At 71.4% G+C, this 20,007-nt stretch carries 23 protein-coding genes; 10 read left to right on the top strand and 13 right to left on the bottom strand.

All coding sequences use genetic code 11. The features are described 5' to 3' along the window. Positions 1-396: 396 nt before the first annotated feature. Positions 397-759 (bottom strand): hypothetical protein, encoded by a 363-nt coding sequence (locus ACIBP6_RS46625; RefSeq protein WP_397061654.1) that lies wholly within the window; start codon positions 757-759, stop codon positions 397-399. Between ACIBP6_RS46625 and ACIBP6_RS46620 the strand changes: the two genes are divergently transcribed. Next, entirely contained in the window at positions 758-1,654 is an 897-nt protein-coding gene (locus tag ACIBP6_RS46620; protein ID WP_397061652.1) for a hypothetical protein, read from the top strand. The genes ACIBP6_RS46625 and ACIBP6_RS46620 overlap by 2 nt on opposite strands. Beyond that, positions 1,609-2,007 (top strand): hypothetical protein, encoded by a 399-nt coding sequence (locus tag ACIBP6_RS46615; protein ID WP_397061650.1) that lies wholly within the window; start codon positions 1,609-1,611, stop codon positions 2,005-2,007. The genes ACIBP6_RS46620 and ACIBP6_RS46615 overlap by 46 nt, the downstream gene beginning before the upstream one ends. 495 nt (positions 2,008-2,502) lie before the next feature. Here the strand turns inward: ACIBP6_RS46615 and ACIBP6_RS46610 are convergent, their stop codons facing one another. Beyond that, positions 2,503-3,696: a cytochrome P450 gene (locus ACIBP6_RS46610; protein ID WP_397061648.1), complete on the bottom strand. Its 1,194-nt coding sequence runs from the start codon at positions 3,694-3,696 to the stop codon at positions 2,503-2,505. A gap of 25 nt (positions 3,697-3,721) precedes the next feature. Continuing rightward, positions 3,722-4,354 carry a TetR/AcrR family transcriptional regulator gene (locus ACIBP6_RS46605; protein WP_397061647.1) on the bottom strand — a complete coding sequence of 211 codons (633 nt, stop codon included), beginning with the start codon at positions 4,352-4,354 and terminating at the stop codon, positions 3,722-3,724. Positions 4,355-4,575: 221 nt separating this feature from the next. Between ACIBP6_RS46605 and ACIBP6_RS46600 the strand changes: the two genes are divergently transcribed. From ACIBP6_RS46600 to ACIBP6_RS46575, 6 genes are all read left to right on the top strand, one after another. Further along, positions 4,576-7,014, top strand: a complete 2,439-nt coding sequence (locus ACIBP6_RS46600; protein ID WP_397061708.1) for a PEP/pyruvate-binding domain-containing protein — start codon at positions 4,576-4,578, stop codon at positions 7,012-7,014. 198 nt (positions 7,015-7,212) lie between these two features. Continuing rightward, entirely contained in the window at positions 7,213-7,548 is a 336-nt protein-coding gene (locus ACIBP6_RS46595) for an ArsR/SmtB family transcription factor (protein ID WP_397061645.1), read from the top strand. Between the two features lie 12 nt (positions 7,549-7,560). Further along, positions 7,561-8,160, top strand: a complete 600-nt coding sequence (locus ACIBP6_RS46590) for a GNAT family N-acetyltransferase (protein WP_397061643.1) — start codon at positions 7,561-7,563, stop codon at positions 8,158-8,160. A gap of 73 nt (positions 8,161-8,233) precedes the next feature. Beyond that, positions 8,234-8,575 carry an ArsR/SmtB family transcription factor gene (locus tag ACIBP6_RS46585; protein WP_132617534.1) on the top strand — a complete coding sequence of 114 codons (342 nt, stop codon included), beginning with the start codon at positions 8,234-8,236 and terminating at the stop codon, positions 8,573-8,575. Between the two features lie 15 nt (positions 8,576-8,590). Beyond that, the gene (gene arsB, locus ACIBP6_RS46580) at positions 8,591-9,682 is read left to right on the top strand and encodes an ACR3 family arsenite efflux transporter (protein ID WP_397061641.1); all 1,092 of its coding nucleotides are present in this window, start codon (positions 8,591-8,593) and stop codon (positions 9,680-9,682) included. Then, the gene (locus ACIBP6_RS46575; RefSeq protein WP_397061639.1) at positions 9,675-10,073 is read left to right on the top strand and encodes an arsenate reductase ArsC; all 399 of its coding nucleotides are present in this window, start codon (positions 9,675-9,677) and stop codon (positions 10,071-10,073) included. Before arsB ends, ACIBP6_RS46575 begins: the two co-directional genes overlap by 8 nt. A 4-nt stretch (positions 10,074-10,077) precedes the next feature. On the opposite strand, the gene ACIBP6_RS46570 is transcribed toward ACIBP6_RS46575, so the two are convergent. Then, a complete protein-coding gene (locus ACIBP6_RS46570; RefSeq protein ID WP_397061637.1) occupies positions 10,078-10,488 on the bottom strand; it encodes a nuclear transport factor 2 family protein in 411 nt (136 codons plus the stop codon). A 103-nt stretch (positions 10,489-10,591) separates the two neighbouring features. On the opposite strand from ACIBP6_RS46570, the gene ACIBP6_RS46565 reads away from it, so the two are divergent. Beyond that, positions 10,592-11,221 carry a TetR/AcrR family transcriptional regulator gene (locus tag ACIBP6_RS46565; protein ID WP_397061636.1) on the top strand — a complete coding sequence of 210 codons (630 nt, stop codon included), beginning with the start codon at positions 10,592-10,594 and terminating at the stop codon, positions 11,219-11,221. Here ACIBP6_RS46565 and ACIBP6_RS46560 read toward each other — a convergent pair. The 8 genes from ACIBP6_RS46560 to ACIBP6_RS46525 form a co-directional block, all read right to left on the bottom strand. Beyond that, the gene (locus ACIBP6_RS46560) at positions 11,190-12,254 is read right to left on the bottom strand and encodes an ArsO family NAD(P)H-dependent flavin-containing monooxygenase (RefSeq protein WP_397061634.1); all 1,065 of its coding nucleotides are present in this window, start codon (positions 12,252-12,254) and stop codon (positions 11,190-11,192) included. The genes ACIBP6_RS46565 and ACIBP6_RS46560 overlap by 32 nt on opposite strands. Next, on the bottom strand, positions 12,251-12,622 hold the full coding sequence (locus ACIBP6_RS46555) for a metalloregulator ArsR/SmtB family transcription factor (RefSeq protein ID WP_397061633.1): 372 nt from the start codon (positions 12,620-12,622) through the stop codon (positions 12,251-12,253). Before ACIBP6_RS46555 ends, ACIBP6_RS46560 begins: the two co-directional genes overlap by 4 nt. Next, entirely contained in the window at positions 12,619-13,854 is a 1,236-nt protein-coding gene (locus tag ACIBP6_RS46550; protein ID WP_397061632.1) for an MFS transporter, read from the bottom strand. Before ACIBP6_RS46550 ends, ACIBP6_RS46555 begins: the two co-directional genes overlap by 4 nt. A gap of 65 nt (positions 13,855-13,919) precedes the next feature. Next, positions 13,920-15,302: an FAD-dependent oxidoreductase gene (locus tag ACIBP6_RS46545; RefSeq protein WP_397061630.1), complete on the bottom strand. Its 1,383-nt coding sequence runs from the start codon at positions 15,300-15,302 to the stop codon at positions 13,920-13,922. 16 nt (positions 15,303-15,318) lie between these two features. Next, entirely contained in the window at positions 15,319-15,453 is a 135-nt protein-coding gene (locus ACIBP6_RS46540; protein WP_397061629.1) for a hypothetical protein, read from the bottom strand. Between the two features lie 109 nt (positions 15,454-15,562). After that, positions 15,563-16,234, bottom strand: coding sequence for a response regulator (locus ACIBP6_RS46535; RefSeq protein WP_397061628.1), 672 nt, complete (start codon positions 16,232-16,234; stop codon positions 15,563-15,565). Positions 16,235-16,302: 68 nt separating this feature from the next. After that, positions 16,303-17,499: a sensor histidine kinase gene (locus ACIBP6_RS46530; protein WP_397061626.1), complete on the bottom strand. Its 1,197-nt coding sequence runs from the start codon at positions 17,497-17,499 to the stop codon at positions 16,303-16,305. A 470-nt stretch (positions 17,500-17,969) separates the two neighbouring features. After that, positions 17,970-18,329, bottom strand: a complete 360-nt coding sequence (locus ACIBP6_RS46525) for an ArsR/SmtB family transcription factor (RefSeq protein ID WP_397061624.1) — start codon at positions 18,327-18,329, stop codon at positions 17,970-17,972. A gap of 59 nt (positions 18,330-18,388) precedes the next feature. Here ACIBP6_RS46525 and ACIBP6_RS46520 point away from each other — a divergent pair, with 59 nt between their 5' ends. Further along, the gene (locus tag ACIBP6_RS46520; protein WP_397061623.1) at positions 18,389-19,453 is read left to right on the top strand and encodes a flavin-containing monooxygenase; all 1,065 of its coding nucleotides are present in this window, start codon (positions 18,389-18,391) and stop codon (positions 19,451-19,453) included. Here ACIBP6_RS46520 and ACIBP6_RS46515 read toward each other — a convergent pair. After that, on the bottom strand, positions 19,441-19,809 hold the full coding sequence (locus ACIBP6_RS46515) for an ArsR/SmtB family transcription factor (RefSeq protein WP_132617552.1): 369 nt from the start codon (positions 19,807-19,809) through the stop codon (positions 19,441-19,443). The genes ACIBP6_RS46520 and ACIBP6_RS46515 overlap by 13 nt on opposite strands. Positions 19,810-20,007 lie beyond the last annotated feature (198 nt).

Raw genomic sequence — 20,007 nt, 5'->3', positions numbered from 1 at the left:
ACGACTGTGGTCCGAGCTTACAGTCGCAGGTCAGGGGCGCCTTTTCTCATGTTCCAGAGCAGAGCCTGCCATCGACTCGGTTAATACCTGAGGGTCTTACCGGTGACTCCGTAAGTCTTCCGCAGCCGTGCTCGGTGCCACAGATTTCAGGACCTCGGCATGGACGGGCGGTGGGGCCGTCTCTGGGCTGTACGAGGTAGGCCAACGACGACAGACACTGATCGACGATGATGGCTGGGGTCCAGGTCAACGTCATTTCTGGCCTGCGCCGTCCTGGTTGAGGAAACGGTCTGACCGTCCCTCAAGAAGAAGATGCCGGCCTGGCCGCATTCACGAAACGGCCCCTACCCGTTCGGTAGGGGCCGTTTCCTATGTGTGGGGCGGTCGCCGTAGCGGTCAGCGCGGATCCGCTTCGGAGCCGGGCGCGGGCGGACCGTTCTCGGGGCGCGGGTTCTCCTGCTCACCGGGTTGGGTGTTGTCTCGTTCGCCGAAGGCGGCGGCCTCGAGTGTCTCCAGGAGTTGCCGCCGCCACTGGGCGTCCTCGTCGGGCGCGGGGGTGGGGGTGAAGGGAACGGGCTCCACGTGTTCGGCGGTGGCCAGGCTCGGGCCGCGGCGGGACTTGGCGATGAGCACCGCGAGCACGGCCAGCAGGGCCAGCACGACCACGACGGCCGAGGTGATCATCGTTGGCGTGGACAGGCCCGGCAGTGAGCTGGCGTTCGCCGCGTTGAGCTGCGTGGAGAAGGCTTGGGGAGCCATGGTGCTGGACGCCGTCGGTGTGGCGGCGACGTCCTCGGCGATGGCGGGCTCGGTCGTGGCGGTCGTGGGGGTGGTCGTCGGCGTGGGCGAGGACGAGGTTGCGGTCGTCGCTTCGGAGGAGGCGGTGGCGGTCGGCTCGGCTTCTGCGGAGGCGGAGGTGGTGGCGGTCGGCTCGGCTTCTGCGGAGGCCGCGGCTGACGGAGACTCGGACGCTGCGGCCGTGTCCGTGGGCGAAGCCGACTCCGACGCTGTGGCGGTGTCGGTGGGGGACGGCGAGTCCGACGCTGTGGCGGTGTCGGTGGGGGACGGCGAGTCCGACGTTGTCGCCGTGGGGGTGGCTGACGACGAATCCGAGGGTGTGGCGGTGGGGGTTGATGACGGTGATTCCGACGCCGTCGGCGTCGCTGTGGGGGACGACGAATCCGACGGAGTGGGGGTGGGGGTCGATGACGGTGGTTCGGAGGTCGTGGGCGTCGCCGTGGGGGACGAGGAGTCCGACGGTGTGGGGGTGGGCGTACCGGCCGTAGGGGTGGCGGTCGGTGTGTCGGTGGGCTGGGGAGTGGCCGTGGTTGAAGGCGTGCCGGCTGTCGGGGTGGCAGTGGCGGTGGCGGTCGGCGTGTCGGAGGTCGGCTGGGGGATGGCCGTCGATGTGTCCGAGGGCGACGGCGTCGGCTCGCTCGTGACCGGCGGCGCGTCCGAGGTTCGGGTCGGCTCGGGGGCGGGACGGGTCGCTGTGGGCGACGGATCGGCGCCCTGGTGCTGGGTGCCGTCGTGCTGGGTGCCCTCGTGCTGGGTGCCCTCGTGCTGGGTGCCCTCGTGCTGGGTGCCCTCGTGCGAGGAACCGTCCTGGTGGCCTTGCTGGTCGGAGCCTTCCTCGTGGGAGCCCTGCTGGTGATCCTGCTGGTCGGAGTCGTTCAGGTGGGGGCTGGTGTGGTGGTCTGGCTGGTCGGAGTCGTTCTGGTGGGGGCTGGTGTGGTGGTCTGGCTGGTCCGAGCCGCCCTGGTGGGAGCCTTTTTGGTCCGTGCCGTCGTGGTCGGGGTTCGCTGGGCCGGTCGGCTTCTCCTGCCAGTCCTGGCCCTTGCCGTGAAGCCCCTGACCCTTGCCGTGAGAGCCCTGGCCGTTCTGCTGGAAGCCCTGGCCGTTCCCCAGGAAGTCGTGGTTCTTTCCGTGGGAGTTGTGGCGGCCGTCGGTGTCCGTGTGCGGCCGGTCATGGAAACCGCCCGGTTGGCCCGCGTGGTCGTTGCCTGACTGCGGGCCGATCGGGTCGTCTTGGTGGAAGGGCCGCTGGTGGCCGGGCCCCTGTTGCTGACCCCAGTCGGAGCCAGGCCCCCGGTCATGTCCCCCGTGGCCGTCGGACGGCTCGTAAGGTGTCCGGTGGCCGGGCTGGTCGTCGATGATTCGCGCCTCGGTGGTCTGGTGCCACGAGGACAGGACGTAGGCCGCGTCGATGAACTTCGGAATCTCTGGCGACATGGAAGTGTGGGACCCTCCCGGACAAGGCCGGATTTACCCATACAGATCCTGACAAAAGTGATGACTAAGAACTGATGGGGATGAACCGGAAGCCTGTGGTAGGGCGAGGGTATCGTGCCGTTTCCGCAGGTCAAGGGCCCCTAAAGGGGCGACCAAGGGGCCACTGGAGAGTAAAAGCCCAGGTCAGCGGCGTTGTCCGAAATATCCCTTAACGTGAGCTATGTGGAAAGATCTACCAAAATCCATGAGTATCCGTCAGCCGGCGGTCGTTCACTGTGAGGCGACCGTGCGTACGGGAAGGCGGGTCAGCGCCCGCTGGAGCCCCGGCCGCCAGCCGATCTCGGCCGCGGGCACGGCCGGCTCCAGGACGGCGAACCGGTCGAGCAGGCCGGTGAGCGCGATCTGGGTCTCGGCACGGGCCAGGGCGGCGCCCAGGCAGTAGTGGATGCCGTGCCCGAAGCCGAGGTGGGCGTTGTCCGGGCGGTGGATGTCGAGGAGGTCGGGGGCGTCGAACCGGCGGCGGTCGCGGTTGGCGGCGGCGTACACGACCTGTACGGCCTCGTCCGCCGGGATCGTCACGCCGGCGAGCTCGACCGGCTGGAGCGTGTAGCGCATGACGGCGATCTCGGCCGGCCCGGTGCAGCGCAGGAACTCCTCCACCGCGGCCGCCACGCGGGCCGGTTCGGCGCGCAGGGCGTCCTGCAGGTCCGGGCGGGCGAGCAGCAGCCACACGCTCTGGCTGATCAGGCCGACGGTGGTCTCGTGCCCGGCGATGAGGATGCTGATCGACAGCGCGATCAGCTCGTCGTCGGCGAGCCGGTCGCCGTCGAGGTCGCGCACCCGGATGAGGGCCGACAGCAGGTCCTGCCCGCCGTGGGCGCGCTTGCGCTCGATCAGGTCGGCCATGTAGCCGACCAGCCCACGGGCTCCAGCCGCGACCCGGGCCGGATCAGGTGCGGTCAGCTCGGCGGCCCACCCGCGCCAGACGGCCCGGTCGGCCTCGGGCACGCCGAGCAGCTCGCAGATGACCTGGATCGGCAGCGGGTAGGCGAAACGTTCGATGAGGTCGAACTCCTCCGGCAGGCCGGACAGCAGCTCGTCGGTGATCTGCCGGATGCGGGGGCGCAGTCCTTCCACCCGGCGGGCGGTGAACTCGCGTGACACCAGCCGGCGCAGCCGGGTGTGGTCCGGCGGGTCGTAGGCGCCGAGCGTGCTCATCAGGTACGGGGCCATGTCCTCGGGCAAAGCGGTCACGGCGCTCATGTCGATGGCGGACTGCTTGCCCGGGTCGCTGCTGAAACGCGGATCGGTGAGCACGGTCAGGCTCTCCGGGTAGCCGGTGACGAGCCAGATGGGGGTGCCGTCGACGTAGTGCCCGCGGCTGACGGGGCCGTTCTTGGCCAGGTGGGTGAGGAAGGCGTCGCGGTCGGGGGTGGTGAACAGGTCCATGAGTGAGGTGCTCATAGCGACTCCAAGGTCTTGAGACAGGTCATGGCCGGGACGAGCCGCGTTCTTTCCGCACCGCGTCCCATGCCTGCAGGGCGCGCTCGTCGGCGAACACCCCGTGGGTGAAGATCTCGATGCCGGCGCGGGAGTAGCGCAGCATCGTCTCCATGTCGTGCACGTCGGTCGCGCCCAGCGCCCGCGACAGGTGCTCACCGAAGGCCAGCGGCGCCAGGAGCCAGGTCACGTACATCGCGGCGCGGGCGCGGGGGTCTTCGCTGGGGTGCGCCCAGCCCTCGCGTACGCCCTGCTCCAGCCAGCGGCCGGTGGCCTCGACGATCTCGTCGAACAGCGCCGCCGCCCCAGGCGTGCCGTCCAGGAACGCGCGGCCGAGATAGCGGCGCACCGCGCCGCCGGCCTCCAGCATCGCCGCCAGGCCGGAGGTGTCGTCCAGGGCTGCCTCCGAGCCGCCGCGTACGAGCGACATCACGTAGTCGTCGCACGCCTTGCGCAGGCCCTCCTTGCTGGCGAAGTGGTGGAGCACCAGAGCGTGCGACACCCCGGCACGCGCGGCCACCGCCCGCAGGCTCACCCGGCTGACCCCTTCGGCGCCGAACAACTCCAGCGCGGCGTTCCTGATCCGGGCGCGGGCCGTCAGATCATCTTCGGCTGATCGCATGGTCAGTATGCTAACCAATTGGTCAGCCTGGCGGAAGGGGCTTCTCGGCTCGCCGGGTAACAGTGATGCGTTGTCGTCCATGGCGCGTCGTTCCGCCCGGAGCTAGAATCGGTGGATTACGCCTTTTGGCGTGCTGGTGGAGAGCCGGGAAGTCTGGTCGGCCCGCGACGTTCGGCGTCGCGGAGAAGGAGGACGACTTCCCGATGACCTCTCCCGGCGACATGACACTGATCCGGCTCTCGCAGATCGATTCCTCCATGATCGACCGGGTGGGCGGCAAGGCGGCCGGGCTCGGCGAGATGATCAGAGCCGGTGAGCGCGTACCGGACGGCTTCTGCCTGACCGTCGAGTCCTACGAATCCCGCCGGCTTCCGGACGAGGAGCTGGCCGACGCCTACGAGCGGCTCGGCGGCGGGCGCGTGGCGGTCCGTTCCAGCGCCACCGCCGAGGACCTGCCCGACGCCAGCTTCGCCGGCCAGCAGGACACCTACCTCAACGTCGAAGGCGCCGGCCCGCTCGTCGACGCGGTCCGCCGGTGCTGGGACTCCCTGCACACCGAACGTGCCGTGGCCTACCGCGCCACCGCGGGCATCGACGACGCCGCCATGGCCGTGGTGGTCCAGCGCATGATCGACCCCGTGGTCGCCGGTGTCCTGTTCACCGCCAACCCGATCACCGGCTGCCGCACCGAGATGGTCGTCGACGCCGCCCCCGGGCTGGGCACCGCGATCGTCGACGGCACCGTCGTCCCCGACCACTACGTCCTCGGTCACCGGACGCCGGCCGTGCCGAACGGTGCCGGGTGCCTCGGCAAGGAGCAGCTCGAAGCACTGCGGGACGCCGGGCGGCGGCTGCAGAAGCACTTCGGTTCGCCGCAGGACATCGAGTGGGCCATCGACGCCGACGGCACGCTGTGGCTGCTGCAGTCCCGGCCGATCACCACGCTGTTCCCGGCCCCGCCCGACACCGGCGACACGCGGCTCTACCTCGAGTTCGGTCACATCCAAGGGATGCTGCGGCCGGTCACGCCGATGGGGGTGTCGTTACTCAAGGCGGGCGGGGGCTTGTGGTTCAAGGCGGCGGGCGCCACGACCCATCCGCGGGATCCGATGCCCCGGCTGGTGTCCATCGGCGGGCGGCTCTACTTCGACCTGACCGATTTCATCCGTAACAAGACCATGCGCAAGCGGCTGCGGACGTCACTGGAGGTGTACGGGCCGCGGGTGCGGGGCGCCGTCGAGCGGATGATGGACGATCCCCGCTTCGCGCCGCGGCGCGGCATGCCGTTCCGCGTCGGCAGTGCCGTGAAGATGACGCTGCGGCTGACGGGGCCGGCGATCTTCGGCATCGCCCGCAGCCTGGCCTGGCCGGACGCCGCCCGGGCCAGGGCCTACCGGGGTCTGGAGGAGATCAGGCGCTCCATCACGCCGCCGCCCGAACCCGCCACGCCGGCCGAACGGCTCCGCTGGGTGATCGAGGACTCGCACAAAGCCGTCATGGGCGTCGACATGATGGGCATCGTGTGGCCGCTGATGGCCGGCATGATCGTCGGCGTGGCGCCGTCCGCGCTGCTCAACGGCATCGCCACCGACGAGGAGCTCGACGTCGTTCTCGGCGGGATGCCGCACAACGTGACCACGGAGATGGACCTCGCGCTCTGGAGAGTCGCGGTCAACGCGCGCGAACACCGCGACCTGTTCCTCACCACCCCGCCCGACGAGCTTGCCGCGCGGTATCGCGAGGGCCGGCTGCCTGACATCGGGATGGCCTCCTTCCTCGACAGGTACGGCATGCGCGCGGCCGCCGAGATCGACGTCGGCATGCCGCGCTGGGCGGACGACCCGGCCCCGCTGTTCGCCACGATCGCCAACTACCTGCGCGTCGACGACCCGGAGCAGGCACCCGAGCGGCGGTTCGAGCAGGCGGCGCGCAGGGCGGAGAAGATGGTCGAGACGCTGTCGCGGCGGGCGCGGCGCGCCAGACCGGTGCGCGGCCGGTTGGCGGCGTTCCTCATGCGCCGCTCGCGCCGGCTCACCGGGCTGCGGGAGATCGGGAAGTTCGCCTGGCTGCCGGCGCTGCAGGCGGCACGCGGGCAACTGCTGCTGACAGGGGACGATCTGGTCGCGCAAGGGCTGCTGGAGCGCGCCGACGACATCATGTTCCTCGACCTGTTCGAGGCCCGGGCCGCCGTACACGACGGAGCCGACCATCGGGACCTGGTCGCGGCGCGCCGGGCCGCGTACGAGCGGGAGTTGCGGCGCCCCACCGTCCCCGGCGCCCTGCTGTCCGACGGGACCGACGTGGAGGCGCTCGCCCCACAAGGACCCGTGGAGGGCGGGGTGCTGACCGGGATGGCCGGGGCCGCGGGCCGGGCCACCGGCCGGGCCCGGGTCATCCGCGACCCGTCCGGCGCGCACATCGAACCCGGCGAGATCCTCGTGGCCCCTACCACGGACCCCGGCTGGACCCCACTGTTCATGACGACGGCGGGTCTGGTGACGGAAACCGGCTCCCCTGTGGCCCACGGCCCCACCGTCGCCAGGGAGTACGGCATCCCGGCCGTCATCTGTGTACGCAACGCCACCCACGAGATCAAGACTGGCCAGCTCATCACGATCGACGGAAGCGCGGGCACGGTGCGCATCGAGGAGGAGGACTGACGCCGGCCTGGCACAGTCGCTGTGCCGCGGCATGTCGGTCTCCAGTGACATGTACCGGCTGTCCGGCGGCCGGCGAGAGTGGTGAGCGCGAGACGGGATGAGTGAGGGATCAACCACCACCGTGTCGCGGCCGGCGTAGCTGCTCACGGACCTTCCCGTCTGGCCGGCGGAGGCTTCATCGACTATCGTCAATTGACGATGAACGGTGACAGTGATCCTCTGCCGCGGGCGGAGGCCGAAGAGTACGCGAGTTGGTTCAAGGCGTTGGCGGACGCGACGCGGATCCAGATCGTGTCGCTGCTGGCGCGACGGCGTGCGCCCATGAGTGTGGGGGAGATCGTGGCCGCCTCCGGGGTGGGGCAGTCGACGGTGTCCCACCACCTGAAGATCCTCGCCGAGGTGCGGTTCGTGCTGGTCGAACGGCAGGGCACCGCGAGCCTCTACCGGATCAACGAGGCGTGCGTGCGTTGTTTCCCGACCGCGGCCGACGTCGTCATGGGCAAGCCCGTGCCGGCCGCGCCCACGTGCGAGTGAGAGGGGCCGGCCATGGCGCGTGACGAGGTGACCAAGCGTTGCTCGGACCCGGCGCGGGCCGTGCCGGGCGCGCACTCGGCGATCGTGCGGGCCGCCACGCCGGCGATCGGCCCCGGGCTGGAGATCCGGGCGATGCGCGCCGCGGACGCCGGCCAGGTGCTGGCCATCTACCAGGCCGGTCTGGACACCGGCCAGGCCAGTTTCGAGACCACCGCGCCGAGCTGGGAAAGCTTCACCGCGGCCAGGCTGCCGCACCTGCGCTACGTGGCCGCCGACACCGACACGGGCGAGGTCGTCGGCTGGGTCGCCGCCTCGGCGGTCTCGCCCCGCCCGGTGTACGCCGGAGTGGTCGAGCACAGCGTCTACGTGCACCCCGGCTGCCAGGCGCACGGCATCGGCAGGGCGCTGCTGTCGGCTTTCGTCGCCGGCAGCGAGGACGCCGGCGTGTGGACCGTCCAGAGCGGGATCTTCCCCGAGAACGCCGCCAGCCTGGCCCTGCACCGCGCCCTCGGCTTCCGCGTCGTCGGCACGCGCGAGCGCGTGGGCCGCCACCACGGCATCTGGCGGGACGTGCTGCTGATCGAGCGCCGCAGCTCCGCGATCGGCATCTGACCCCCGCGTTTATAGACTTCTGTCAATATAGACGGGAAGCGAATTAGATGATGGTCTATGCGGGGAGAGTGCGATGGAACTGTTGGAGATCTTGGAATGCAGCCCGCCGCTCGCCCGCGAACCGCTCAGCGCCGAGCAGGCGGCGGGCGTGGCGCGGGTGTTCAAGGCCCTGGGAGATCCCGTACGGCTGCGCATCCTGTCGATCGTGGCGAGCCGGGCGGGCGGCGAGGTGTGCGTCTGCGACATCACGGACGCGTTCGAGCTGTCCCAGCCGACCATCAGCCACCACCTGAAGGTGCTCAAGGACGTCGGCCTGCTCACCTCCGAGCGCCGCGCCTCCTGGGTGTACTACCGGCTGGTCCCCGAGACCCTGGGCGAGTTGTCGGCGCTGCTGACCGTGCCCGCCACCGTGTGAGAAGAGACGTCCCGCATGTCCACCCGTTCTGCTGAGGCCACCGCGCCCGCGCCCAGCGTGATGAGCGCCCTGTCCACGCTCGACCGTTTCCTGCCCGTGTGGATCCTCGCCGCGATGGCCGCCGGGCTGCTGCTGGGACGACTCGTCCCCGGCCTGGACACGGCGCTGGAAGCGGTGCGGATCGGTGAGATCTCGCTGCCGATCGCCCTGGGCCTGCTGCTGATGATGTATCCGGTGCTGGCCAAGGTGCGCTACGACCGCCTCGACACCGTCACCGCCGACCGCCGCCTGCTGATCTCGTCGCTGGTGCTCAACTGGCTGCTCGGCCCGGCCGTCATGTTCGCGCTGGCCTGGACCTTCCTGCCCGACCTGCCGGAATACCGCACGGGGCTGATCATCGTCGGGCTGGCTCGGTGCATCGCCATGGTGCTCATCTGGAACGACCTGGCGTGCGGCGATCGGGAGGCCGCCGCCGTCCTGGTCGCGCTCAACTCGCTCTTCCAGGTGGTCGCGTTCGGCGCGCTCGGCTGGTTCTACCTGCAGGTCCTGCCCGGCCGGCTGGGTCTGGAGCAGGCCGCGCTCGACGTCTCCGTCTGGGACATCGCACAGTACGTCCTGATTTTTCTAGGCATCCCGCTGCTCGCCGGTTATCTCTCCCGCCGCCTCGGCGAGCGCGCGAAGGGCCGCGACTGGTACGAAAGCCGCTTCCTGCCGAGGATCGGCCCGCTGGCGCTCTACGGGCTGCTGTTCACCATCGTCATCCTGTTCGCCCTGCAGGGACACACGATCACCTCCCAGCCCGGCGACGTCGTCCGCATCGCCCTGCCGCTGCTGGCCTACTTCGCCGTGATGTGGGGCGGATCCTTCCTGGCGGGCAAGCTGATCGGCCTCGGCTACGAGCGCGCCACCACGCTGGCCTTCACCGCCGCCGGCAACAACTTCGAGCTGGCCATCGCGGTCGCGGTCGGCGTCTTCGGCGTCAGCTCGGGCCAGGCCCTCGCGGGCGTCGTCGGGCCGCTCATCGAAGTGCCCGTCCTGGTCGCCCTGGTCTATCTGAGCCTGGCCGGGCGGCGCCTGTTCACCGCGAAGGAGACCGTCGATGCCTAGTGTCCTGTTCGTCTGCGTGCACAACGCGGGCCGCTCCCAGATGGCCGCCGGGTGGCTCACCCACCTCGCCGGGGACCGCGTCGAGGTGCGCTCCGCCGGCTCGGCCCCGGCCGGACGGATCAACCCGGTCGCCGTCGAGGCCATGCGCGAGGTGGGCGTCGACATCATCGATCAGCAGCCCAAGATCCTCACCGTCGACGCGGTCGAGGCCTCCGACGTGGTCATCACCATGGGCTGCGGCGACGCCTGCCCGATCTTCCCCGGCAAGCGCTACGAGGACTGGAAACTCGACGACCCCGCGGGGCAGGGCATCGAGGCCGTACGCGAGATCCGCGACGAGATCCGCGCCCGCATCGACAAGCTGATCAGCGAGCTCGTGCCAACAGGCTGACCACTCATGCGGACGCGTTCGTGAGAGCTCGCGTGATGGCCGCGGTGTCCTGGTATTCGCGCCAGTGTGCGACGCGGCCGTCTCTGACCCTGATGACCAGGACGAACGCCGCGCTCGCCCGGTGGCCGGTCACGGTCGTGCCCGTCAGCTCGTACTCGGCGACGATCACGTCCGGGTCTGCGGTCTGGTGGACGGCGACGGTGCGGAACTCGTCGAACCGCACGGGCAGAGCGCTCCTGCCCGCCGCCGTGAACGCGGCGACCTCCTCGCGTCCGGCGATCCGGCGCGGCGCGCCCGGTGGGGCGAAGGGCATGTCGACGACGACGTCTTCGGCGCAGAGGTCCTCGGTGAGGCCGGGCGCCCCGGTCAGCACATTGGCGCGGAAACGTTCGAAGGCCTGCACGGGGCTCAGCATGACGGGACCCTTCTGGCTACGGCGTGCGCATAAGATGAGTGGAGACTCAGGAACGAAAATATGAGTCACCACTCAGCTTGTCAACGAGGGGGCCGACGCCGCCGTGACGCACCACTCCTCATCCGCCTCTCCGGAGCGGAAACCCCCGCGCGCGGACGCGCAGCGCAACCGGGCGCGGATTCTCGCCGCCGCGGAGGCCGTGTTCGCGGAGAAAGGTCCGTCCGCCTCGACGGAGGAGGTGGCGGCGCGCGCGGGCGTGGCGATCGGCACCGTCTTCCGGCACTTCCCGACCAAGGACGATCTGCTCGCCGCCATCATGAAGGGTCTGCGGCAACGGCTGATCGAGGAGGCGGACGCGCTCGCCGGGGGCGGCGACCCGGCCACCGCCCTGTTCGCGTTCTTCACGTTCGTCGTGGAGCAGGCGGCGGCGACCAGGACCGTGGCCGATCTGCTGGTGCGGACCGGCGTCGCCGTCCGGCCGGACGAACCGATCCAGGACCTGGCGCAGTCCCTCGCGGAGCTCCTCGTCCAAGCCCAGCGCGCCGGTGCCGTCCGTCCCGACATCCGCGTCGCCGAGGTGGTCGCGCTGCTCACCGCCGCCTGCCACGGGGCACTCAGCGGCGCCTGGGACGAGGACCTCCGGCATCGGACGGTGGCGATCATGTTCGCCGGAATGCGGGCCGCGAACCCTGAGCCGTCGTTCAGCGCTGGAGCTGAGCCAGGATCTCGGTGACCATGGTGCGGGCGGTGCGGGCGGCGCCGATCAGGGTGGCCGAGGCAGGGCCGGTCCAGTCGCCGTAGCCGAGGAGGTGCAGGCGGGGCTCGCCGGCGGCTCGGGTGCCCTCCGTGGGGATGAGGCCCCCGGGGCCGCGCAGACGGAGCGGGGCGAGGTGGCCGAGCGCGGGGCGGAAGCCGGTGCACCAGATGATGACGTCGCAGGCCAGTTCGCTGCCGTCGGCCCAGGTGACGCCGGTCGGGGTGATCCGGCTGAACATGGGCTCCGACTTGAGGACGCCGCGGTCGCGCGCGTCGCGTACGGGAGGGACGGCGACGATGTCGCCGAGGCCGCTGATGCCGTCGTCGTTCCGTCCGGCCAGGGCGGCGCGGTGGCGTCGCGTGGCCAGGTCGAAGAGCGCGCGGCCGTCGACGTCGTCGGGCAGCAGCCGTGGGGGACGCAGGGTCGCCCAGGTGGTCCGCGTGACGGTGGAGACGTCGGCCAGGATCTGGGCGGCGGAGTTGCCGCCCCCGACGATCACCACGTGCCGGCCGCGGAAGGGGTCGGGCCGCTGATAGTTCACGGTGTGCAGCTGTTCGCCGCGGAAGTCGCCGACGCCGGGATAGTGAGGAACGTACGGGCGTGACCAGGTGCCGGTCGCGCTGACGACGACACGAGCCTCCCAGTCGTCCTGGTCGGTCTCCACGAGCAGGCGGCGTGTGCCCGTCCGGACCGCCTTCACCGTCACCGGGCGGATGATCGGCAGCTCGTAGCGCTGCTCGTACGCGGTGAGGTAGGCGACGGTGTCGGCCGCGCCGGGGTAGCCGCCGCCCGGCGGCTGCGGCATCATCCAACCGGGCAGCGAGCTGAACGGGGCGGGGGAGAACAGGCGCAGGGAGTCCCACATGCCCGGCCAGGCGCCGCCGGGCCGGGCGTACGCGTCGAGGATGACGAAGTCGGTCTTGGCCCGGCGCAGGTAGAAGCCCGCCGCGAGCCCGGCCTGGCCACCGCCGACGACCAGGACGTCGACCTGGCGCGGAGCCCGGCTCATGCGCTGACCAGTCCGGTGCCGGGCGCCGGTCCGGTGGCGCCGGTGGATGGGGTGAAGAGCATGCCCAGGTTGGTCAGCGGGTCGGGAAGCAGACGGTAGTGGATCCGGGTGCCGCGGCGGTCTCCGTCGATCAGGCCGGCAGTGCGCGACACCTTCAGGTGGTGGCTGATGGTGGGCGCGGTCAGATCGAAGACGCCGGTCAGGTCGTCCACACAGCACTCGCCGCCGGTGTGCGAGCCGATCAACGACAGCAGCCGCAGCCGTACGGGGTCGGCGACGGCCTTGAGCATGACCGCGAGGCCGGCCGAGTCGGCCGCGGACAGTCCGCGCGCGATCGGCGCGCAACAGTCGATCGTGGCGACGGTCACGACGACACCACCTGGTTCGACAGGCGATGGTAGGCGACCAGCGCGACCGCGGCGGCCAGGCAGGCGGCGGTGACGGACCCCATCACCCAGCCGTAGCCGACGGTCTGCGCCAGCGTCACGGCGCCCAGCGGCGCCAGCGCCTCGCCGGCGACGGAGAACAGGGCGATGCGTCCGGACAGGCTGGCGTAGGCGACGGTGCCGTACTGCTCGGTGAGCAGGTGCGGGAGGGTGATCGTGCCGACGCCGAAGCCGATGCCGAACAGCAGCACGCACGCGATCGCCCCCGGCACGGTCGCACCCACCGGCGGCAGCAGCACCGCGCCGATCCCCTGCAAGGCGAAGACCGCCGCGGCGACGCGCGCGGCCGCCCAGCGGCGACGCAGCCCGGTGGTGATGAGCCGCCCGGTCACCGACAGCACGCCGAGCAGCCCGGCGACGCCGGCCGCGAAGACCGGGGAATGGCCGAGATGTACCAGGTACGTGATGAGCAGCACGGCAACGGTGGCCACCCCGCCGCCGTGCGCGGTGAAGGCCGCCGCCAGCAGCCAGAACGGCCGTTGCCGCACCGCCGCCCTGACCAGGTCGGTCCGGGACTCCTTCTTCGCGGCCGCGCGACGGACACGGCGCCGTAGGACGAGGGCGTGCAGCGGGATCGCCAGGACGCCGTAGCCGATGGCCAGCATGACGAGAGCGTCGCGCCAGCCGTACCGGTCGACGAGCAGGCCGGTCAACGGCAGGAAGATGGAGGAGGCGAAGCCGGCCACGATGGTGAGCGCGAGCAGCGCGTCGGCCCGGCCGTTCCCGTCGAACCAGCTGACGATCACGGCGAACGCCGACTCGTACAGCACCATCGCCGAGGCGATGCCGACGGCCACGAAGACGCCGTACAGCTGGGGCAGGCTCTCCACCCGCGACCAGGCGAGCACCGCCAGCGTGCCGAGCACCGAGCCCGCCGTCATCACGCCGCGACCACCGTGGGCGTCGAGCAGACGGCCGACCAGGGGCGCGCACAGGGCCGTGGTCAGCACCGCGAGGGTCAGCGCGGTGGCGACCTGCGGACCGTGCGCGCCCAGGTCGCGCTGCATGGGGAGGAGGAAGACCGAGAAGGCGTAGTAGAGCACGCCGTAGCCGATGGTCTGGGTGACGGCCAGGGCGGCGACGATCCGCCGGCCGCGGGTGGAGCGGCCGCCGCTCCCGACTGCGGGGGCGGCGGCTTCGGCGGTCGGGCTCACGAGCTCCCGCCCGAGCGGGACCGCGGGTGGGACATCTTCAGGTTCCTTCCGGTGGTACGTACGGCTCAGCCGCAGCATCCACCACCGGACGAGACCGTGACCAGGGGGAGCGGGGTGGCGAGCAGGCCGCCGCCGACGCCGGTGGCCAGGCCGACGCGCTGCTCCTGGGCCTCGGCGAGGCTGGAGGAGCAGACGCCGGTCTCCGGCAGCTCCAGCCGCACGTCCCTGGCCGCCTCCCAGTCGCCGGCCAGGGCGGCGACGACGGAACGGGCCTGCTCGTAGCCGGTGGCCAGCAGGAACGTCGGAGCGCGGCCGTAGCTCTTGACGCCGACCGCGTAGTAGCCGGGCTCGGGGTGCGACAGCTCGTCCACGCCGTGGGCGGGGACGGTGCCGCAGGAGTGGCGGTTCGGGTCGATCAGCGGCGCGAGGGCCCGGGTGGAGCCCAGGATCGGGTCGAGGTCGAGACGCAGCTCGGAGGCGATCGAGTGGTCGGGACGGTAGCCCGTGGCCGACACGATCCGGTCGACCGTGACCGACTGCTCGAAACCGGACGGGTCGCGGCTGACCACCCGCACCTGCTCGCCGTCCTTCGCCAGCGTGTGGGTGAAGAAGCCGGTCAGCAAGCGGACGCGCCCTGAGGTGACCAGCTCGTGCAGGCGGGTGCCGAGCGCGCCGCGCGCCGGCAGCGCGTCCGCGTCTCCGCCGCCGTAGGCGCGAGTGGCCGAGCCGGCCCGGATGGCCCAGGTGATCTGGGCGTCGTCGAGCCGGGCGAGCGCGATGAGCGTGGTGGCGGCCGAGTGGCCGGCGCCGACCACGAGCGTGTGCCTGCCCTCGTACGTGGCGCGGTCCGCCCCGAGCACGTCCGGCAGCGCGTGGGCGACGAGGTCGGCGACATCGCTCTCGCCATAGGCGGGCAGACCGGCGGCGCCGAGCACATTCGGCTCGGTCCAGGTGCCGGAGGCGTCGATGACGGCGCCGGCCTGGAGCTCCTCGCCGGTGTCGAGCCGCAGCACGAACGGGACGTCCTCGCGGCCGTTCGTGCGGACGCGGTCGTAACCGAGGCGGCTGATCGCCGTCACCCGCACGCCGGTACGCAGCCGGTCGCCGAAGAGCCCGGCCAGCGGCGCGAGGTAGCCGGAGATGAGCTCGGCACCGGTCGGGAGCCAGTCGGGGTCGGGCGCGGTCCAGCCGGTGGCCTCCAGCAGGCGGCGGGCCGCGGCGTCGATGTCGTACTTCCACGGGCTGAACAGCCGTACGTGCCCCCACTGCACGATCGACGCGCCCGCCTGCTCACCGGCCTCCAGCACGAGGAAGTCCAGGCCGCGTTCGGCCAGGTGGGCGGCGGCGGCCAGGCCCACCGGCCCCGCGCCGATCACGACCACGGGAAGCCCGGTGCGCGGCGCGAACCGCTCGATCTCCACGGCCGAGGGGCCACAACATCCACTCATGATCGAACCTTTCCTCTCAGCGGGCCATCAGGGCGGAGGTGCGGGCGCGCTCGGCCAGCGCCCCCGCGCGGCACCGGGCGTCGCACACCTCGCCGCGCCTCTCGTCGAACGTGATCGTCGCGGGCCGCGGACGGCGGAGCAGCGTGAACACCGGGAGCCTCCTGGTTAGAAGTTCATCTAAGCAGGATCAGCTTGGCGGATGCTTAGATGGATGTCAAATTAGGCGGCCGTCTAATCATGCGAGGGGACGTCGAAGCGGTTCAGCGGGTGACGAGCCCGGCTTCGTAGGCGGCGATGACCAGCTGAGCGCGGTCGCGGGCCCGCAGTTTCATCAGGAGGCGGCCGATGTGGGTCTTGACGGTGCCGACGGTGAGGTGGAGATGCTCGGCGATCTCGGCGTTGGACTTTCCCCGGCCCACGAGGGTGAGCACCTCGGCCTCGCGCGGCGTGATGCCGTCGAGGGCTCGTGCCGCCGGAGGTCGTTCGGGGCTTCGCAGGAACGCGGTGATGAGCCGGCGGGTGACGGTGGGCGCGAGCAGCGCTTCGCCGGACGCGACGACGCGGACGGCGGCGAGCAGCTCGGCCGCGGTCGCGCTCTTGAGCAGGAAGCCGCTGGCGCCCGCCCGCAGCGCGGCGTACACGTATTCGTCGAGGTCGAACGTGGTGAGGATCAGCACGTGGACCCCGGCGGTGTCGGGGTGGGCGCAGATGTGGCCGGTGGCCTCGATGCCGTCCATGCCGGGCATGCGCACGTCCATGAGCACGACGTCGGGGCGCAACCGGCGGGCCAGCTCCACGGCGTCGGCGCCGGTGCCTGCCTCGCCCACGGTCACCAGCCCGGGCGTGCTGTCGATGAGCAGCTTGAAGCTGTCGCGCACCAGCACCTGGTCCTCGGCGAGCAGCACCCGAACGGGCGGCGCCTCGTGGCTCACGTCGGACTGCCGTTGGTGCGGCGATCGGTCGCTCGCGTCGCGCTCTCGTCGGTGTGGGGACGGGTTGCTCATGTCGGGCTGCCGTAGGGCAGGCGGGCGGTTACCCGGAAGCCTCCTTCCGGGCGGGGCCCGGCGGTCAGCGTGCCGCCGTACATCGCGGCCCGCTCGCGCATGCCGATCAGGCCGTGCCCGCCGTGGCGGGCCCTCGCCGGCTCGCGGCGGTGGTGGGGGCCGTCGTCGACGACCTCGATCACGGCGTCGCGTCCGTCGATGTCGACCCGGACCGAGCAGCGGGTGGGAGCCGCGTGGGTGATGACATTCGTCAGTGCCTCCTGCACGATGCGGTAGACCGACAGCGCCACCGCCGGAGGTGACGCGGCATCCTCGCGCACCACCAGATCGACGTCGACCCCGGCCGAGCGGGCATGGCCCGCCAGCTCGGGCAGATCGGTCAGACCGGGTGCGGGCATGAGCTCGTGGTGCGGGTCGCCGTCGGCGCGGAGCAGGCCGAGCATGCGCCGGATCTCGGTGAGCGCGCTCTGGCTGGTCTGCTCGATGACCGCCAGCGCGGCGCGCGCCTCCTGCGGGCGCGCCTCGGCGACGTGGTTGGCGACGGTGGCCTTGACGGCGATCAGACCCATGCTGTGGCCGATGACGTCGTGCAGCTCGCGGGCGATGCGCCGGCGCTCGTCGGCCACCGCGGCCTCGGCGAGGTGGCGGGCGAGGCGGGCCGATGTCTCCCGCTTCCAGCGGACCACCGCCCCGGCCGCCCACCCCGCGCCCATGAACACGCAGATCGCGCCGATCTCCACCGGCCAGTACGGCGGCAACTCGCTGGGCTCAGGGGCGGGCGGCAGGCCGGGCAGGACCTGCGCGTAGAAGACCAGGACGGCGGCGGTGGCACCGGACACGCACGCCGCCAGGCTCGCGGCCGACCGCCCGGTCGTGGTGGTGGCGGCCACCTGGTAGAGCACGAGCGCCCCCGGGACGAACGACAGCCAGATCGCGCCCGCGGCGACGGCGCCGGCCACGGTGGCCAGCACGGCCCCCGTGGCCGCCACGCCCAGCATGGGCAGCGGCCGGCGCCGCCGGAGGGCGATCGGGAAGCCCAGCACGGCCGCGACCGGCCAGGCCGACCAAACGGGCCACCATGACGAAGGGCCCGGCGGATCGACGATCGCGTAGCCGATGAGCAACGCCACGACGACCGCGAGCGCCGTATCGGCGGCCTTGCCCGCGCTGAGCCGCTGCCACGCCCCGTTCATGCGAGGAACGTACCTCGCCGCAGGCTTCTCCGGCATCAGACCAGGGGCCGATCAATTCCCTCCGACCCTGGTCGTACCCGCCGGTCGTAGGCGGCCGAAAGGTCCGACCCCGGCTGGACGCGCCCGCGCCGCCCCCGCCCGCCACCATGCTCCCGCGCCCCGGCGACGGGCCGTCAACGGCTACTACCAGGCCTGGCGGGAGAGGGCCTGGCATCCGTTCAAGACGCTCTCCGGCGCGATCCTCCTCGGATGGATCGTGCTCGCCGTCGGCGCCTACCGTTCAGGAGCCCTGGGCCTCGGCCGCTCGGTGGCGCTGGCCTGTGTCGTTCCTCGTCACCCTCAAGGGCACCCGGACACCGCGGTCGATCATCGCCACAGGGGGCCTCTGCGCCGCGTTCATCCCCATGGGCATCACCATGCCGCCGACGGGCCACGGCCGAGCAGGCGCGCGCTGCTCTGGCTCGTCGCCGTCATCGGCCTTCTCGTCCTCGGCAACCTGTACGGGCCGAGGGGGTGACGAGATCGTCCGCCGGGCAGCAGGCGTTCAGGGTGGCCTGCAGGTCGGACAGCGCCTTGCTGATCCGCGCGGAGTCGGCGCGGTAGTAGACCGTCTTCCACTCCCGCCGCGAGACGAGCACTCCGCCGTCGCGCAGGGTCGCCAAATGGGTCGAGGTCGCCGACTGGGCCAGCGACATGCGCTCGGCGACCTCGTTGACGGTCAGCTCCACGCCTCCGGCGAACAGCCCCATGATCTGCTGGCGCGTCTCGCTGGCCATCGCCTTGAGAAAGCCGCGCGCCGCGGAGCTCAGCTCGATCCCATCCATGGTCATAGCATCACCCCGACGCCATCATATTGTGTTTTCTGGATATGAGGATATGATCCGGCGGCATGGACACGATCGTCATCGGGGCCGGACAGTCCGGCCTCAGCGCGGCCCGAGCACTCCGCGACCGCGGCGTCACCCCGGTCATCCTCGAAGCAGGCGACCAGCCCACCGGCTCCTGGGCCGATTACTACGACAACCTCACCCTGTTCTCGCCCGCCCGTTACAGCGCCATGCCGGGCATGAACTTCCCGGGCGACCCCGACGGCCATCCCACCAGGGACGAGGTCGTCACCTACCTCCGGCGCTACGCCGACACCCTGGACGTGGAGATCCGCACCGGGGTAAGGGTCGCCTCCGTCGAGGCCGACGGCGCCGGCTTCCTGGTGCACACCGTCAACGGCGACACGTTCCGGACCATGGGCGTCGTGGCGGCCTCAGGCTCGTTCGGCAACCCCTACATCCCCGACTTGCCCGGACAGGACGACTTCGCCGGCCAGGTCCTGCACGTCGCCGACTACCGCAATCCCAAGCACCACGCCGGGCAACGTGTAATCGTGGTGGGCGCCGGCAACTCCGCCGTCCAGGTCGGCTACGAGCTGGCCGAGGTCGCCACCGTCACCCTCGCCACACGACAGCCGATCCAGTTCATGCCGCAGCTCATCGGCGGCAAGGACGTGCACTTCTGGCACGACACCACCGGCTTCGACTTCTTGCCGCCGCAGTGGCTGGCCCGCGTCGCCACCGGCACCCTGGTGCTGGACACCGGCGACTACGCCGCCGCCCTCGCCGCGGGGCGGATGAACCGCCGCCCCATGTTCACCGCCCTCGACGGCGACCAGGTCGTATGGGCCGACGGCAGCCGCGAACGCGTGGACACGGTCATCTACGCCACCGGCTACCGCCCCCACCTGGACTGTCTGCGATCCCTCGGCTGCCTGGACGAGACGGGCATGCCTTTGCACAGCGGCGGCATCTCCACGTCGCATCCCGGGCTCGGCTATGTCGGGCTGGAGTTCCAGCGCTCCTTCGCCTCCAACACGCTGCGCGGCGTGCACCGTGACGCCGAGCACGTCGCCGCCCCGATCGCCGCGTACGCGAGCAGGGCCCTGGCCGTCTACGGCCTGTGAGCCGGCTCGGCCAGCGGGGCGAACAGGGCGCCGAGCCTGGCCACGGTCTCAGGAACGATCCGGTAGTAGACCCAGGTGCCGCGCCGCTCGCCGCTGATCAGCTCCGCCGTGCGCAGGACCTTCAGGTGGTGGCTGATGGTGGGGGCGGTCAGGTCGAAGGCGTCGGTGAGGTCGCACACGCACGCCTCACCGCCCGCGTGCGAGCCGATCATCGACAGCAGCCGCAGGCGTACGGGGTCGGCGACCGCCTTGAGCAGGGCGGCGAGCTCGGCCGCGTCGCCTTCGCCCAGGGGCTCGCGGGCGATGGGCGCGCAGCAGGCCGCTGCCGTGCTGCTCTCCAGGGTGGCGGCGGTCATACGGAACCTCCGAAATGGTTCGATGCTCGTCTAAATGATACGCGTCAGGTGACGACCTGGTACGGGCCAAGTCCGCCCCGGGCACGCCGAGCCGCGGCATCGGGTCGGTGTCCTCGCCCGCGGAGCGGCGGACAAGCCCCGCAAACGCCGACTGTCCCATGGCCCGGTCAAGGATCGTGCCTCAGAGCGGAATCCCTA

The organism is Nonomuraea terrae (assembly GCF_044465245.1).
Classification (GTDB): domain Bacteria; phylum Actinomycetota; class Actinomycetes; order Streptosporangiales; family Streptosporangiaceae; genus Nonomuraea; species Nonomuraea terrae.
Note: the sequence above shows the minus strand (reverse complement) of the source record. Positions and strands in the feature narration are given on the sequence as shown.